The sequence below is a fragment of the Actinoplanes sp. CA-051413 genome, from assembly GCF_050955795.1.
GTDB lineage: Bacteria > Actinomycetota > Actinomycetes > Mycobacteriales > Micromonosporaceae > Actinoplanes.
Genome location: NZ_CP192100.1, coordinates 7,616,444 through 7,630,195, shown reverse-complemented (window position 1 = coordinate 7,630,195; position 13,752 = coordinate 7,616,444). Strand labels below are relative to the sequence as shown.

Genomic DNA, 13,752 nt, shown 5'->3' with positions numbered 1-13,752 from the left:
CGGGTTGCAAGTCGGTCACTACCGTTTCGTGCACACCGCCTCGGAAGCCGCGACCTGGTCGACGGTATAGACGACGGCCACGGAGAAGCAGTAGTTGTTCTGCCGGTTGAGCCCGTACACGACGTAGTCGGTGGTGCCGGCGGGCAGCTGCTGGAACGCCCGCTGCTCCTGCCCGGTCCGGCCGCCGGAGATCAGCACCGGCCCCTCGGAACCCTTCGGATACCGCCAGGTCAGCGCGACGCTGTCCCGGTTGTCCTGCAACGTCACCCGGGTGGGCGCGACGGCGGCGTTGCTCGGCCGGGCCGAAGCGGAAGCCGCAGGTGGGGCGGCGGAGACCGGTGCGGAGGCCGAGGCGGTCGGGCCGGCTGCCGGCTGGGCGTCCTCGCGGGGCCAGGTCGCGATGACGATCGCGGCCGCGGCCGCGATGCCGGCCACGAGCACGGCGGCGAGGACCAGGGGCTGCCGGTTCCGCTTCTCCACCGGTACGGGCAGACGACGATCCGTCCCGGGCGCGGGGGGCTCGTCCAGTGGGAGCCGCGGGCCGGGCGGATAGGTGTCGGGCGGGTACGCGGCCGGTGGGAACGAGTCCGGTGGCCAGGGGCCGGGCGGCTCCACGGCCCAGCCCTGGCGTGGTTGCTCGACCGGCTGCTCGACTGGCTGCTCGATCGGCTGCTCGACCGGCCTCTCGGCTGGCTTTTCGGCTGGCCGGTGGGTCGGCGGGGCCGGTGCGGCCATGGCCATGTGCGGCTGGGGTGCCGTCTCGGGCCAGGACTGCTGCGCCTGGACCGGGATCGGCGGGGGCGGCGTCACCCAGGCACCTGGTGCGGCCTCGGCGGGCGCTTCGTCTTGCAGCGGGGCGGAGTCGGGGCGCCGGGGGGTGAAACCGTGCGCCTGCGGCGGCGGGGTCACCTCCAGCCGCGGCGGACCGGCCTCGGCCGCCGGCGGTGGTGCAGTCTCGGCCCATGGGGTGGTCTCGGCTCGCGGGGAAGTGTCAGGTAGCTCGACGGCCTCGGGCGGTGGAGCGGTGTCGATCGGCGGATCGGCCTGAGGCGGCGGAGCGACCTCGGAAGGTGGGGCGGTGTCGACCGGCAGGGCGGCCTGAGGCGGTGGGGTGGGCTCGGGTGGTGGGGCCGGCGAGATCAGGGGGAGGGGGACCGGTGGCTCGGGGCGGGCGTGGCGGCCGGTCGGGTCGCCCGGTGCCGGGGGCTCCTGGCGTACCGGATGGACTTCCGGGGTTTTCGCCGGCACGCGGGTGACGCCCGGCGCCGGGCCGTCCGCCGCCGGGCCCGTCGAGCGCTGCACCTGGCCGCACGTGTGCCGGCCCGACGGCTGCGCCCCGGCCAGGCGGGCGACCTGCCGGCCCAGCGGATGGTCCGGCGGCAGGTAGCGGGCGCACAGCTCCTGGGCCCGGCTGAAGTGCTGTTGCGCGTCGCGTTCGTGGCCGCATTCGCGTTCCATCGCCGCCAGCCGGGCCAGCATCTTGATGCCGGCCGGGGCGTCCTCGCCGTGCGCCTGGTTGTGCCGGGCCCAGGCGTCGGCGAGCCTGTTCCGCGCTGCCGTGCACTGCCCGGACGCGTGCTCGGCGGTGGCCAGGTCGGCCTCGGCGGCCAGTACCCGCGCCGACAGGCGGCCGTCCACAGCGGTCAGTTCGGCGACCAGGTCGTGGTAGAGCTGGGCCGCCCGGCCGTGGTTGCCCACCCGGTGCAGCACCGCCGCGTGGGTCGCCGCCGCCGCGATTGTGCGTTCGTCGTGCGGGCCGTGCAGGCGTTCCTCGGCGGCGTGGGCGAAGCCGGCCCAGGTGCGTGCGGCGTGCGGGTCCCCGAGGGCGATCAGGATCCGGGCCTGCAGGGCCGCGGCCAGGGCCAGGTCGGGGGAGGCGCGCTGCGGGTCGGCGTCGGCCGGGTCCAGCGCGTCGGCGAGCACGTCCCTGGCCCCGGCGAGGTCGCCCGCGGAGGTGAGGATCTGGGCCTGGGCGGTGAGGTCGGCGAGCGGAGGTGCCACGTGCCTCATAGTGTCTGCTCGGACACCCTCGGTACAAGACCCGGCTTGCGGTGACCCGGCCCGCCGCGCTTGGACGCGACGCCGTATAACGAGGTCATGACCGCCGACAGCGTCGCCGACGTCAAGCGTGAGATCCTCGTCCGCCTCCTCGAGGCGTGGGCGCCCGCCGCGTTGCACCGGGCCCGCCGCGCCACCTATGTGCACGGTTACGCCGATGCCGGGCCCGAGCTGGCGCAGGCCGCGCTGCGGGTCTTCGTGGACCAGTCCGACCTGGTCCGGGGGCGGGAGCTGACGATGCTCGCGCTGGGCGAGGAGGTCGGCGAGGTCGGTGCGCGGCTCACCGCGATCCAGCAGGAGGCCGGCGCGGGTGCGGGGCTGACCGTGCAGGCTGTGTCCGGTGGCACGGACGCGCGGCTGGCAGTGGCGTTGAAGGCGGTCGGGGCTGGTCGCGTACCGCTGCTTGCTTTTCTGGATGCGACCGCCGCGGGCGGACCGCCGCAGCCGGCGACCGTCGCGGCGCTGACTGCGGGTAAGCCCGCGGAGGCGGTGATCGTGGTCCCGGCCCCGGGGTTCGTGGCCGACGACTACCGCGCCGAGCTGAGGGCGGCCGGCTTCCCGCTGGTGGCGGCGGTGGAGCTGGCGACCGGCGAGGAGCCGGGGGAGGTGCTGGTGTTCGCCACCCAGTCGGGCAAGAACCTCGAGGGCTTCAAGGACGCGCTCTGGGCGGTCGACGAATACGCGGGGGTGCGCTATCGCGACCCCGGCGATCCCGAGCGCCACCTCATCGACATCTCGCTCAGCCCGCATCCCGGGCCGCTGCGGCGTGAACTGCTGGCGCATCTCGCCGCGGGGGGCGAGGCGACGGTGACCGACCTGCGGACCTTCGCGCTGACCGAGACCGTCTACCGGGCCGCGGACGCGACCCGGGTGCTGCAGGCGCTGCTGACCGCCGGGTCGGTGACCCGGCGGCCGGAGCACGGCAGGCTCGGCGGCGACGTGGTGATCGCCGCGGCGTGAGCTGTCAGCGACGAGCTACGACTTGTCCTGCTTCCACGACAGCGGGCCGGGCAGGTCCACGCGGTGCGCCTTGGCCTTGGAGTTCCAGGACCAGCGGCCGATCTTGATGGACCAGGACGAGAATCCGCGCTGCGTGAAGTTCAGGATGAACGGCCCGAACTTCTTGCGACTGCGGTATTGAATGCCCATCGGGGGAGTCCTTCCGTGGAGAGCCAGGTGGCCGGAAGATTCCCGATGGTGGATTTCCGCAAACCCCTCAGCGTGGCTGCCAGGCGTCGGGCCTGGTCGTCAGCTTGCGGACGTGGGCCGGCATCCGGCCGCTGATCAGCTCGGCCAGGCTCACCTCGTCGACCACCTCGCGGACCGCGGAGCGTACGGCGACCCAGAGGTTGGGCAGGTTTTCCGCCGCCCCCGAATACTGGGTCTCCTCGGGGCGCAGGCCCCGGACCCCCGCGAGTGGACCGTCCACAGCCCGCAGGATCTGACCGATCGTCACGTCCCGGGGACTCTGTGACAGGGTGTAGCCACCTTCGGCACCGCGCTGAGCTCTGACCACCCCGGCGCGGCGCAGGTCGGCCAGCACTGCCTCGAGGAACTTCCGAGGCATGTTCTGGTCCTGGGCAATGGCCTGGGCGGACATCAGGGCCGGGTAGGCGTGGGCCAAGCTCAGCGCCGCCCGTACCGCGTAGTCGCCGCGCGCGGAGATCTGCACCCCTCCATCATGCCGCGTCGAAGCCCGCGACCCTCGCGCACCCCGGGAATAATGGGAATTCGGGCATCACACTCAGTCAGCGGCCAGTCGCTGGGCCGGGACCCGGGCCCCGATGTCGGCCACGTCGTCGGCCACCTGGGTGGGCATCGCGGCTGCGGCGCCGGCCCGGAAGGCGCCCGGGCTCAGGCCCGCCTCGCGGTGGAAGAACCGCCCGAAGTTGGTCGGCTCGCCGAAGCCGAGCCGGCGGCCGATCTCCGCCACCGACAGCTCGGTGCAGGCCAGCAGCCGGCGCGCTTCCAGCGCGACCCGGTCGTCGACGACCTGTTTCGCGGTGCGGCCGGTGACTGCCAGGCAGGCCCGGGTCAGCGTACGCACTGAGCAGCCGAGCGAAGCGGCGTAGTCCTCGACCCGCCGGCTGTGCGGATGGCCGTCCTCCAGCTCGCGGCGGAACCTCGCGAACGTGCGGCTCTCGGCGCTCGTGGTCCCGGCGCGCCGGTCGTCGCCGCTGGTCAGCAGGGCGATGCGCAGCAGCAGGACGGCGAGCTGATGACGCAGCAGTGCGGCCGCGACCGGCCCGGAGGTGTGCCGGGCGCAGTCGACCCCGAGCTGCGCGACCTCGGTGATCACCGCGTCCTCGTCCTCGCCGGCCAGCTGCCAGCGGTTCGGCCCGGGCAGATCATCCACCGGTACGCCGGTGACGTCGGCGGCCGAGAGCAGTTCCCGGTCCCAAGAGACCAGGGAGGCGTCCAGTCCCGGCTCGATGCCGAAGCGCAGCGCCTGACCGGGCCGGATCCAGAGCAGGGTGCCGGGCCGGCAGCGCTGCAGGACGAAGTCGATCTCCACGGTGCCGTGCCCGGCGGTGGTCAGCGCGAGCAGGTGGTACGGCAACCGGCGCGGTGCCGGGCGCGGCGTCGCCAGGTCGGTCTCGGGCAGCGTGCACGTGCCCACGCCCGCCCAGTTCGGGGCGGGTGCGGACCTGCTCGGACGCGCGGTGGAGGTGACCATCGAGCCGACCGTATCGGGCCGTGACCAGCGATGCACGTGTGAGTGCCGACCGCGCCTGATATCGGTGTCACGGGGCAGAAATCAAGGGTCAAATCGGACATTAAGTACGGTCGGTCGTGCTATTCGCTTTGTGCCCGGGATTCGCCGACAATCCGCCGACTGTCCGTTTCCCGGACCCGGGCGGCAAAAAGGCGACCCGCGCGGACCGGCAGAGTCCGCGCGGGTCGCCCCGGTAATTCCTGTCGCTATCGACCGGCGAGCAGCCGGTTGACCGCCGCGTCCACGTCCAGGTGATCGGACTCCCGGCCCCGCGGCACCACCACATAGGTGCGCCGCAGGAACCGGACCAGGACACTGCGCGGCACTTCGAACAATGCGTTGCCGTCTGGCGACGACAGCGCGAGGGCCACGAAGTCGCCCCGCGGCGTGGCCCACGGCCACACCCGGACGTCCCCGATACCCGCCGGCTCATCGAGCCCGGTCACGAGCAGTTCACGCGCGAAGGACCAGCTAACGGCTTCCCCACCGGCTGATTCCGCGTGGAACAACACGTGCACGGCATACGGGTCGGCTGGGTCGTACCGCAGACTGGCGCGCACGGGCAGAGCCGTGGCATCTGGCGCTACGAGCCGCAGCGAGGTTTCGACCTCGACGGTCGTTGGACGAATGGTACTCATGGACGAACTCCCCCCGGCACCGCTGCGAGGCTGGTGAACCCCGCGTTTCCCATACTCAGGTGATCCCTGTCATTACGCTCCGCCATACGCTGATCTCACCCAGTAGTGGGAAGGCGCTTCCGATAAGCTCTCCGGAGGAGGCGTTAAACGGTATCTTGACCTGTTCTGCCCATGTACTCGGTTTCGCCCGGCGTCGGGTGGCCCAGCAGTTGACTCACTCCGGTAACGTCCATTCCTCCCGGGTAGTGACGGGGGCGGGGAACACTGGGGGATGAAATGACCGGGAGCCCGCGATCTTTGCCGCGAAAGTGAACGAGATGTCCCAATCGGAACCCCTGACCGAATCCCCACCCGAGGAACACTCACCTCCGGGGGTCCTGGACCGGATCCGCGCCAACCCCACCGGCCGGCTGGCCCTGAAGATCGGCATCGGTGTCCTGGGCGCCGTCGTGGTGGCGGTCGGCATCGTGCTGATCCCGTTCCCCGGACCGGGCTGGGCCATCGTGATCCTCGGCCTGGCGATCCTGGCCGTCGAGTTCGCCTGGGCGCGCAGACTCCTGCACTTCACCAAGAAGCACGTCCAGGCCTGGACCCACTGGGTGCTGAGACAGTCGCTGCCGATGCGCGCCCTGATCGGCCTGGCCGGCTTCATCTTCATCTCGGCCGTGGTCTGGCTGTCGGTCAAGCTCACCATGGGCATCGACCTGGCCGCGGTGATCTGGAAGTTCGTCACCGGAGCCTGACGCGCCGGGACCCTGGTTCGCGCGCCCGGCCCGGGTTCCGGTACAGTCTGACTCCGTTGAGGGCGATTAGCTCAGCGGGAGAGCGCTCCGTTCACACCGGAGAGGTCACTGGTTCGATCCCAGTATCGCCCACGAGTCCCAGGTGCCTCCTGTCCGCGGAAAGCGCGGACCGGGGGCACTCGTCATTTCTGCTCCGGGGGCCGAGCCCCCGGACGCCCCGCGTTGCGGTGGGCGCCCTTGTGAGTCGGGTCCGGCGATGCGGTTGCCGGGCTTCGCGGGCGCTTCGCTGCGCGTTGTGGTGGGCGGCCCGGGCGGTGGTCTCGCGCTCCCGGTCGGTCACCGTCGCCGGCGAGCCTTGCGGCAGTTCGCCGATGCCGCGGGACCGGATGCGTCGCGTCGCGGCCAGCCCGTCGACGACCGGCATCCGGGTCCATCAGCACCCGTGTCGGCGGAACGATTGACCAGTCATCCATGGGCGTCGATGATGGGACGGCCTTCGTCGCTACCCGAGGCCATTCTTTCTCGCGCTCCGCGTCGCCGATTCTCCCTTGGGCATCGACCTGCAGGAACCACAACTCCGCCAGGCGAGGAGCATCATGACCAACGAGGGAATGGCGACGGTCGGCCCGGGCGCCACCGGCGACACAGTGAGTCAGGCGCAGCGTGCGCTGCGGCGTACGCCGAACACCGCACTCGTCGTGGACGGCAAGTTCGGGGCCAAGACGGAAGCCGCGACGAGGGACTTCCAGACGGCGGAGGGTCTGCCGGTCACCGGCGTCGTCGATCAAGCGACGTGGAAGGCCCTTCCGGACGGCAATGCGATGCCGACGCTGAGACAGGGGTCGAAGGGTGATGTGGTCCGCAGCCTCCAGCAGGTCCTGACGTCGGGCGCCTCGGGCCTGTGGGGAACGACGCCGCAGAAGATCGACGGGCAGTTCGGGCCGAACACCGACGCTTCGGTGCGTGCGTTCCAGGGCTGGGCGAGCGTTTCGGTGGACGGTGTCGTCGGCCAGCGAACCTGGATGGCGTTGCCGCTGGCGCTCGAATTCGTGGTGGGCCTTCAGTACGTGGCGGGCGATTAACATGCCCGCAGCAGAGAGCCTGCCCCTGGCCCAGTCGTGCCGCATCATCGACTTCGAGCGGGCGGACGCCGTCTCCCTCATGATCTATCCACCGCCGCCTCCCATGCTCGTCGTCGCCGGGCAGAAGCCCTTGGCGAACATGCAGGTGTCGCTCAATCCGCTGCGCTATGTGCAGAAGCCCGAGTACTGGGGCATCGAGGTCGTCGGTTGCATGCCCCCGATCGGTCAGCCCGCGATCGTCCCGTACGTGGTCGAGCTCAACCTGGCCGGCTACATCGGAACGCGAGGCATCGAGGTCATCGGGGCAAGCCATACCGAGCGGATCGAGCTGGCGGCCGCGGACGAGAGCACGCCGCCCGAGACCTGATTCTGGAGGTCCGGACGAGCAACGCGGTCCCCGCCGGAATGAGCAGCGGGGACCGCGATGTGCTGGGTGCCTGGTGTCAGGATGCGGTGCAGATGGCCGTTGCCGGTGGCGTTCCGGTGCCGAGGAAGCCGAAGGTCGCCGTGCCGTTGGCGGCCAGCGTGCCGTTGTGGCCGGCGTTGCTGGCGATGGTGGACGATCCGCTGGTGCTGAAGCTGGCGTTCCAGCCGTTCTGGACCGTGGCGGTGAAGGAGACCGCCCAGCCCCGGGTGCCGTTGGCGCCCGCGCGCACCTGGCCCTCGGCCTGGTAGCCGCCCTGCCACTGACTGATCGTCCGGATGGTTGCGTCGCAGCCTGTCGGGCCCGGGTTGCTCGGCGCGGGAGTGGTCGGGGCCGGAGTGGTCGGGGCGGGACTGGTCGGCGTGGGCCCGCTGGGGGTGGGACCCGGGTCGGTTCCGCCGCCGAACACGACGTCGCTGCATGCGTAGTACGACTGGTCGAGGTGGCTGGCCTGCCAGATGGTGTAGACGATGTGCCGGCCGGTGCGGGTGCCGGCGTTGACCTGGGCCGTGTACGTCTGGCTGGGCGCCTGCCGCCCGGTCTCGGTGACCAGCTCCAGCGCGCCCCAGGTGAGTTTCTCGGTGAGCGGGTCGAAGCCCTGCCTGGTGATGTAGATCCGCAGGTAGTCGGCACCGTGGCTGGACGGGTCGTTCAGTTTCAGGGTGAAGCTGTTCGGCTTGCTGGTGGCGTTCCACCGGCCCGGCACGTCCAGCGCGGCATACCGGCCGCCCGCGGTCAGGCCACCGCTGCACAGGGTGCCGTCGGGGATGGCAGCCTGGTGGCGGCCGGCGACGCCCTCGCGGAACAGGCCGTTCCAGTTGTACATGGCGTTCGGGTCGGCCTGGTACGCCTGGTAACACATCGGGTCCTGCGACTGCATCCCCGGATCGCTGGGGCTCTGCCACCGCTGGTTGCAGTCGTACGCCCGGGTGACGGGGTCCGACACCGCGCCGTGCGCGCTCGCCGATTGAGTGGTGAGCGCGCCGCCGGCGGCGGTCAGCACGCCGGTGACGAGTGCAGCCGCAGCGATGCGAAGGGTCCGTGACGTCATGCGCTTCCTCCGGGGATGGGGACGTGGGAGCGCTCCCATCATGACAAGAAAGTGCCGGAAGGGATAGTCGAGGGTCGATATTCGGAGGCGGGCCGGGCCGGTCAGCCGGGCATGACGGTGACGTCCGCCCACTTTCCGCGGCGGCTGGTGTCTGTATGAGAAGACGACGAATGCGAGGGCAACGTGACGGCAGAACTCATCCGGCGGGCGCGCGCGGGCAACCATGACGCCTTCACCGAGCTGGTCGCCCCGTACCGGGCGGAGTTGCAGGCGCACTGCTACCGGATGCTCGGCTCCTTGCAGGACTCCGAGGACCTCCTCCAGGAAACGCTGCTCGCCGCCTGGCTCGGACTGGAGGGGTTCGAGCAGCGTTCCTCCGTGCGCACCTGGCTGTACCGGATCGCGTCCAACCGCTGCCTCAATCACCTGCGGTCCGCGAAGCGCCGGCCCGCGCCGCCCGTCGCGCTTCCGGCGGCGGTGCCCGAGCCCACGCGTACGGGTGAGGTCTTCTGGTTGCAGCCGTATCCCGACACGCTGCTGGAGGGTTTCGCCGACCGGGCCCCCGGGCCCGAGGCCCGTTACGAGTCGCGGGAAGCGATCTCGCTGGCCTTCGTCACCGCCGTCCAGTTGCTGCCGCCCAATCAGCGGGCCGTGCTGTTGCTGCGCGACGTGCTCGGTTACCGCGCCGCCGAGACCGCCGACCTGCTCGGTCTCACGCCGGACGCCGTCACCAGCGCGCTGAAGCGGGCCCGGGCGACGATGGCAAAGGCCCGGCCGGACCGGCCCGCGCCGCCGGCGCCGGACGGCCCGCAGGAGCGTGAGCTGCTCGACAAGTTCGTGTCGGCGTTCACCGCCTTCGACGTCGACCGGCTCGTTGCGCTGATGACCGACGACGTGTGGTTGCGGATGCCGCCGGTGCCGTTCGAATATCACGGCGCGGAGGCCGCGCGGGCCTTCTTCACGGCGGTCGGCGCGCGCCGACCGCAGACCGACCGCTTGATTCCGGTACGCGCCAACGGCCAGCCCGCCTGGGGCGAGTACCGCCGCGACCCGGTCACCGGCATCTCCCGCCTCGCGGGCATCGAGGTCATCGGCCTCGCCGGGGACCGCATCTGTGAGATCACCCGTTTCGAGGCCACGGTGGCGCCGTACCTCGGCCTGCCGCGCACCCTCGGCTGAATCCCGACCCGGAGGACTCCCATGCCTGCTGATCTGTCCCTCCTGCAAGCCCGCGCGCAGCGGCTCCGCGAGCTCCACAGCGGAGAGCTGCTCGTCCTGCCCAACGCCTGGGACGCGGCCAGTGCCGCCGTAGTGGTCGAGGCCGGCTTCCCGGTCGTCGCCACCGCCAGCAACGCCGTCGCGGCCATGCTCGGCTATCCCGACGGCGAGGGTGCGCCCTGGCCGGAGATGTTCGCCGCGGCCGAACGGATCATCCGGACCGTGCCGGTCCCGGTCACGGTGGACGCCGAGGCGGGGTACGGCATGCCGCCGCACGAGCTCGTCCACCGCCTGCTGGACATCGGCGCCGCCGGCTGCAACCTGGAGGACACCGACCACCGGGCCGGCGGGCTGAAGGAAGCCGGTGCCCACGCCGAGTGGCTCGCGGCCGTCCGGTCCGCCGCCGACGACGCCGGAGTCCCGCTGGTCATCAATGCCCGGGTCGACACCTTCCTGCCCACCGCCGGCATCCCCCAGCCGGACCGGCTGGCGGAAACCATCCGGCGGGGCACGCTCTACCGGGACGCGGGCGCCGACTGCATCTATCCCATCGGGGTACGCGACCAGGACGCCGTCGCCACCCTGGTCACCGAACTGGCGTGCCCGGTCAACGGCAACACCGGCGAACACCTCGACCTGGCGACGCTGCGCAAGCTCGGCGTGGCCCGCGTCTCGTACGGGCCCAGCTTCTACCGCGCGGCGCTGGCCGGAATGGCAACCGCGGTCCGCGCCCTGCGCGCCGAGGCCGATTGACGCGGGCACCGTCCACATCGTCATGGCCGGCAGCTACCGCGCCGGTAGTAGATCGCTGTCAACTGCGGCGTCCGCAGCAGCCGGGTACGCCGGTGACAGCAGCCTGAAGTGCGTCCTTCCGCGGGACGACCGGCGGCGCGCCCGGCGACATGATCGGGGCGTAACCCGGAATCCGGGGGCGGGACACATCGGAAGGACGCTGTCATGAAGCTGCTGAAATCGATCGCCGGGGCCGGAATGTTCCTGTTGGTGGCTCTCGTTCCGGCCGCCCCGGCTGCGGCGCACCCGATCGCCGCCGACGTCACCACCATGAGCTCCGGGCGGCTCGGGGCGAGTGCGGGCGCCGTGCTGGGACTGGTGGGGGTGGTCATCGGCTGGCTGGCTCTCACCCGTCCCGCCGGTCGCACCAGAGCCGTTGTTGCCCTGGTGGCCGGGCTGCTCGGTGCCGCGCTCGGCGGGGTCGTCATCGCCACGTCCGACGGGGGTGTCGGCACCGGCAACGGACTGGGCGGCGCCATCGTGGCGGTGGCGGTGGGGCTGATCGCCGTTGTCCTCGGTGGGCTCGCGATGGTTCGCTCCCGCCGTACGGGTCGGCCTCCGTCCGGTTAATGCCCGGGCCCGCGGTCCCGGGCCGCGATGGCGTCCGCGATGAAAGCGCGGAACCCGGCGAACTGCTCGGCGGTCATCTTCCACCGGCGCCCGCCCATGATGTCGTCCTCGCCGTACGCCCGCCCCAGGCGCACCTTGAAGCCGTCACCGTTCGGGGTCGCGCTGATCCGCAGATGCGCCACGTGCAGCCGCAGGCTCTCCTCGGTGCCGCTGTGGAAGATCTCCAGCACCCGGCCGTCCAGGACCATGATCTCGTTGTCGAGCGCGAACTCGGTCGCCATGCACGCCACCCCGATGTCGGTCGCCGGCCCTGATGGCCGGCGACGCCACGCTGACCGTAGTGCTGCCGAGGGCTCAGGGCAGGCCGACAGGTCCGTCGTTTCCCAGCATGGCCGCGCTGTTCGGTCGGCTGTTCACCCCGGTGCCCGTGCCACGGATGGTCTCCCGCCGCGCGCGCCGGGCGTCGCGGTGGATCTGCCCGGTGGCGCGGGCCGCACGGCGCAGGAGCTGATCGCGCCCCCGGCGGGCCCGGCCGCGCCGGATGACGAGCGCCGCGATCAGCAGTGCCGTACCGATGGCGATTCCGCCCGCGATGTAGCCGCTCACCAGGCCGACGGTAGACCGGGCCGGCAAATGTGAAGACGTGGCGGGCTTCACGTATTCAAGTAGCACGACTTCCCCGCCCGCCGGGGCGCCACAGGGCAGAATAACCCCGGTAGCTCGGACCCGGTCCGGAAAAGCGGATGCCGGCCGCCGGGGACAGTGGCACCATCGTCGCTTTGCGCACGGCCCGCGCCCCGACGTGCAGCACGTTGACGCCGGCCGCACTGCCCGACACAACCTGGAGCTCTCCGTGACTGGTCAAGCCGCCGCGCCGCCCAACAGGCTGGACGCCGCCGTGCTGAAGATCGCCGGCGTGGTGGTCCTCGGTGCCATCATGTCGATCCTCGACATCACCGTCGTCAGTGTGGCGCTGCCGACCTTCCAGACCGAGTTCGACGCCACGTACGCCCAGGTCGCCTGGACCATGACCGGCTACACCCTGGCGCTCGCCACGGTGATCCCGCTCAGTGGCTGGGCCGCCGACCGGTTCGGCACCAAACGGCTCTACATGCTCGCGCTGCTGCTGTTCACGCTCGGCTCGGTGCTCTGCGCCACCGCCGACTCGATCGAGCAGCTCGTCGCGTACCGGGTGCTCCAGGGCCTCGGCGGCGGCATGCTCATGCCGCTCGGCATGACGATCATGACCCGGGCCGCCGGCCCGGAACGCATCGGCCGGCTGATGGCCGTCCTCGGCATCCCGATGCTGCTCGGCCCGATCGGCGGCCCGATCCTGGGCGGCTGGCTGATCGAGGCGGCCAGCTGGCACTGGGTCTTCCTGATCAACCTGCCGATCGGCGCGATCGCGCTCGTCTACGCGTTCTTCGCGCTGCCCAAGGACAACGCCGAGTCGTCGGAGTCGTTCGACTTCGTCGGCATGCTGATGCTGTCGCCGGGTCTGGCGCTTTTCCTGTACGGCGTCTCGTCGCTGCCGGAGACCGGCACGATCACGGCCACCAAGGTCTGGTCCACGATGCTGGTCGGCGCCCTGCTGGTGATCGGCTTCGTGCTGTACTCGTTCAAGCCGAAGCACCCGCTGCTCGACCTGCGGCTGTTCCGCAACCGCAACCTGACCGTCTCGTCGATCTCGCTGTTCGTGTTCATCATCGCGTTCATGGGCGCCGGCCTGCTGTTCCCGAGCTACTTCCTGCAGGTGCGCGGCGAATCCACGCTGAACGCGGGCCTGCTGATGGCGCCGCAGGGCATCGGCGCGATGCTCACGATGCCGATCGCCGGCACCCTGGCCGACAAGATCCCGGTGGGCCGTACGGTGCCGTTCGCGATGGCCCTCATCGCCGCCGGTTTCTTCACGTTCACCCAGGTCGGCACGGACACGTCGTACTGGCTGCTGTGCGGTTCCCTGTTCGTGATGGGCCTCGGCATGGGCGGCACGATGATGCCGATCATGACGTCGGCATTGCGCACGCTGACCAGCCAGGAAGTGGCGCGCGGCTCCACCCTGGTGAACATCCTCCAGCAGATCGGCGGCTCGATCGGCTCCGCGATCATGTCGGTGATCCTGACCAGCCGGCTCAACGGCTCGGAGCCGATCCCCGGCCTGAACAACCCGCGCACCGGCGAGCCGATCACCGAGGCCGGGGCGGCGATCGCCAGCCAGCACGGCCAGCAGATGCCGGTCGAACCGTCGGTCATCCAGCGCGGCCTGGAGTTCGTGGCCGACTCGTTCGCGACCACGTTCTGGGTGGGCTTCGGGCTCGTGCTGCTGACGTTCATCCCGATCGCGTTCCTGCCCCGCAAGCGCCAGCCGGCGAAGCTGGGCGGGCCGGCCGAGGAGGGCGACGGCCGCCTCGACACGCCGGTGATGATCCACTGAGGTAGTGATGCGGCGGGCTGTTCCCA

The 13,752-nt window shown here is 71.3% G+C and carries 16 protein-coding genes and 1 tRNA gene; 9 read left to right on the top strand and 8 right to left on the bottom strand.

The genetic code is table 11. The features are described from left to right. Window positions 1–18: 18 nt before the first annotated feature. Entirely contained in the window at window positions 19–2,001 is a 1,983-nt protein-coding gene (locus ACQP2Y_RS35940) for a tetratricopeptide repeat protein (RefSeq protein ID WP_433720546.1), read from the bottom strand. 96 nt (window positions 2,002–2,097) lie between these two features. On the opposite strand from ACQP2Y_RS35940, the gene ACQP2Y_RS35935 reads away from it, so the two are divergent. Then, window positions 2,098–3,018: a hypothetical protein gene (locus ACQP2Y_RS35935; RefSeq protein ID WP_433720544.1), complete on the top strand. Its 921-nt coding sequence runs from the start codon at window positions 2,098–2,100 to the stop codon at window positions 3,016–3,018. Window positions 3,019–3,033: 15 nt separating this feature from the next. Here ACQP2Y_RS35935 and ACQP2Y_RS35930 read toward each other — a convergent pair whose 3' ends face one another. The 4 genes from ACQP2Y_RS35930 to ACQP2Y_RS35915 form a co-directional block, all read right to left on the bottom strand. Further along, on the bottom strand, window positions 3,034–3,207 hold the full coding sequence (locus tag ACQP2Y_RS35930) for a DUF4236 domain-containing protein (RefSeq protein WP_212988815.1): 174 nt from the start codon (window positions 3,205–3,207) through the stop codon (window positions 3,034–3,036). A gap of 67 nt (window positions 3,208–3,274) precedes the next feature. After that, window positions 3,275–3,730 carry an RrF2 family transcriptional regulator gene (locus ACQP2Y_RS35925; RefSeq protein ID WP_212988814.1) on the bottom strand — a complete coding sequence of 152 codons (456 nt, stop codon included), beginning with the start codon at window positions 3,728–3,730 and terminating at the stop codon, window positions 3,275–3,277. A gap of 72 nt (window positions 3,731–3,802) precedes the next feature. Next, complete coding sequence (locus tag ACQP2Y_RS35920; protein WP_360553077.1) at window positions 3,803–4,735, bottom strand: helix-turn-helix domain-containing protein; 933 nt, start codon at window positions 4,733–4,735, stop codon at window positions 3,803–3,805. 245 nt (window positions 4,736–4,980) lie between these two features. Further along, window positions 4,981–5,412: an SsgA family sporulation/cell division regulator gene (locus ACQP2Y_RS35915; RefSeq protein ID WP_014446635.1), complete on the bottom strand. Its 432-nt coding sequence runs from the start codon at window positions 5,410–5,412 to the stop codon at window positions 4,981–4,983. A 317-nt stretch (window positions 5,413–5,729) separates the two neighbouring features. Here ACQP2Y_RS35915 and ACQP2Y_RS35910 point away from each other — a divergent pair, with 317 nt between their 5' ends. From ACQP2Y_RS35910 to ACQP2Y_RS35895, 4 genes are all read left to right on the top strand, one after another. After that, window positions 5,730–6,155, top strand: coding sequence for a TIGR02611 family protein (locus ACQP2Y_RS35910; RefSeq protein ID WP_433720540.1), 426 nt, complete (start codon window positions 5,730–5,732; stop codon window positions 6,153–6,155). A 60-nt stretch (window positions 6,156–6,215) separates the two neighbouring features. Continuing rightward, a tRNA-Val gene (locus tag ACQP2Y_RS35905) sits at window positions 6,216–6,287 on the top strand. A 464-nt stretch (window positions 6,288–6,751) separates the two neighbouring features. Then, on the top strand, window positions 6,752–7,237 hold the full coding sequence (locus ACQP2Y_RS35900; protein WP_433720538.1) for a peptidoglycan-binding domain-containing protein: 486 nt from the start codon (window positions 6,752–6,754) through the stop codon (window positions 7,235–7,237). Window position 7,238: 1 nt separating this feature from the next. Further along, window positions 7,239–7,604 carry a hypothetical protein gene (locus ACQP2Y_RS35895; protein WP_433720536.1) on the top strand — a complete coding sequence of 122 codons (366 nt, stop codon included), beginning with the start codon at window positions 7,239–7,241 and terminating at the stop codon, window positions 7,602–7,604. 76 nt (window positions 7,605–7,680) lie between these two features. On the opposite strand, the gene ACQP2Y_RS35890 is transcribed toward ACQP2Y_RS35895, so the two are convergent. Further along, complete coding sequence (locus ACQP2Y_RS35890) at window positions 7,681–8,712, bottom strand: lytic polysaccharide monooxygenase auxiliary activity family 9 protein (RefSeq protein WP_433720535.1); 1,032 nt, start codon at window positions 8,710–8,712, stop codon at window positions 7,681–7,683. A gap of 183 nt (window positions 8,713–8,895) precedes the next feature. Here ACQP2Y_RS35890 and ACQP2Y_RS35885 point away from each other — a divergent pair, with 183 nt between their 5' ends. From ACQP2Y_RS35885 to ACQP2Y_RS35875, 3 genes are all read left to right on the top strand, one after another. Further along, complete coding sequence (locus ACQP2Y_RS35885) at window positions 8,896–9,891, top strand: RNA polymerase subunit sigma-70 (RefSeq protein WP_433720534.1); 996 nt, start codon at window positions 8,896–8,898, stop codon at window positions 9,889–9,891. Between the two features lie 21 nt (window positions 9,892–9,912). Continuing rightward, window positions 9,913–10,683 (top strand): isocitrate lyase/PEP mutase family protein, encoded by a 771-nt coding sequence (locus ACQP2Y_RS35880; protein ID WP_433720533.1) that lies wholly within the window; start codon window positions 9,913–9,915, stop codon window positions 10,681–10,683. 204 nt (window positions 10,684–10,887) lie between these two features. Next, a complete protein-coding gene (locus ACQP2Y_RS35875) occupies window positions 10,888–11,292 on the top strand; it encodes a DUF6223 family protein (protein WP_433720532.1) in 405 nt (134 codons plus the stop codon). On the opposite strand, the gene ACQP2Y_RS35870 is transcribed toward ACQP2Y_RS35875, so the two are convergent. Both ACQP2Y_RS35870 and ACQP2Y_RS35865 read right to left on the bottom strand, forming a co-directional pair. Further along, window positions 11,289–11,573 (bottom strand): hypothetical protein, encoded by a 285-nt coding sequence (locus ACQP2Y_RS35870; RefSeq protein WP_433720531.1) that lies wholly within the window; start codon window positions 11,571–11,573, stop codon window positions 11,289–11,291. The two genes, ACQP2Y_RS35875 and ACQP2Y_RS35870, sit on opposite strands and share 4 nt — an antisense overlap. A gap of 73 nt (window positions 11,574–11,646) precedes the next feature. Continuing rightward, window positions 11,647–11,898, bottom strand: a complete 252-nt coding sequence (locus ACQP2Y_RS35865) for a hypothetical protein (protein WP_433720530.1) — start codon at window positions 11,896–11,898, stop codon at window positions 11,647–11,649. A gap of 247 nt (window positions 11,899–12,145) precedes the next feature. On the opposite strand from ACQP2Y_RS35865, the gene ACQP2Y_RS35860 reads away from it, so the two are divergent. Next, complete coding sequence (locus ACQP2Y_RS35860; protein WP_433720528.1) at window positions 12,146–13,726, top strand: DHA2 family efflux MFS transporter permease subunit; 1,581 nt, start codon at window positions 12,146–12,148, stop codon at window positions 13,724–13,726. Window positions 13,727–13,752: the final 26 nt, after the last annotated feature.

Coding starts and splice junctions, on each gene's coding strand:
- ACQP2Y_RS35930 (WP_212988815.1), bottom strand. CDS start 3,207: ATGGGCATTCAATACCGCAGTCGCAAGAAGTTCGGGCCGTTCATCCTG.
- ACQP2Y_RS35910 (WP_433720540.1), top strand. CDS start 5,730: ATGTCCCAATCGGAACCCCTGACCGAATCCCCACCCGAGGAACACTCA.
- ACQP2Y_RS35890 (WP_433720535.1), bottom strand. CDS start 8,712: ATGACGTCACGGACCCTTCGCATCGCTGCGGCTGCACTCGTCACCGGC.
- ACQP2Y_RS35915 (WP_014446635.1), bottom strand. CDS start 5,412: ATGAGTACCATTCGTCCAACGACCGTCGAGGTCGAAACCTCGCTGCGG.
- ACQP2Y_RS35895 (WP_433720536.1), top strand. CDS start 7,239: ATGCCCGCAGCAGAGAGCCTGCCCCTGGCCCAGTCGTGCCGCATCATC.
- ACQP2Y_RS35935 (WP_433720544.1), top strand. CDS start 2,098: ATGACCGCCGACAGCGTCGCCGACGTCAAGCGTGAGATCCTCGTCCGC.
- ACQP2Y_RS35880 (WP_433720533.1), top strand. CDS start 9,913: ATGCCTGCTGATCTGTCCCTCCTGCAAGCCCGCGCGCAGCGGCTCCGC.
- ACQP2Y_RS35920 (WP_360553077.1), bottom strand. CDS start 4,735: ATGGTCACCTCCACCGCGCGTCCGAGCAGGTCCGCACCCGCCCCGAAC.
- ACQP2Y_RS35875 (WP_433720532.1), top strand. CDS start 10,888: ATGAAGCTGCTGAAATCGATCGCCGGGGCCGGAATGTTCCTGTTGGTG.
- ACQP2Y_RS35900 (WP_433720538.1), top strand. CDS start 6,752: ATGACCAACGAGGGAATGGCGACGGTCGGCCCGGGCGCCACCGGCGAC.
- ACQP2Y_RS35870 (WP_433720531.1), bottom strand. CDS start 11,573: ATGGCGACCGAGTTCGCGCTCGACAACGAGATCATGGTCCTGGACGGC.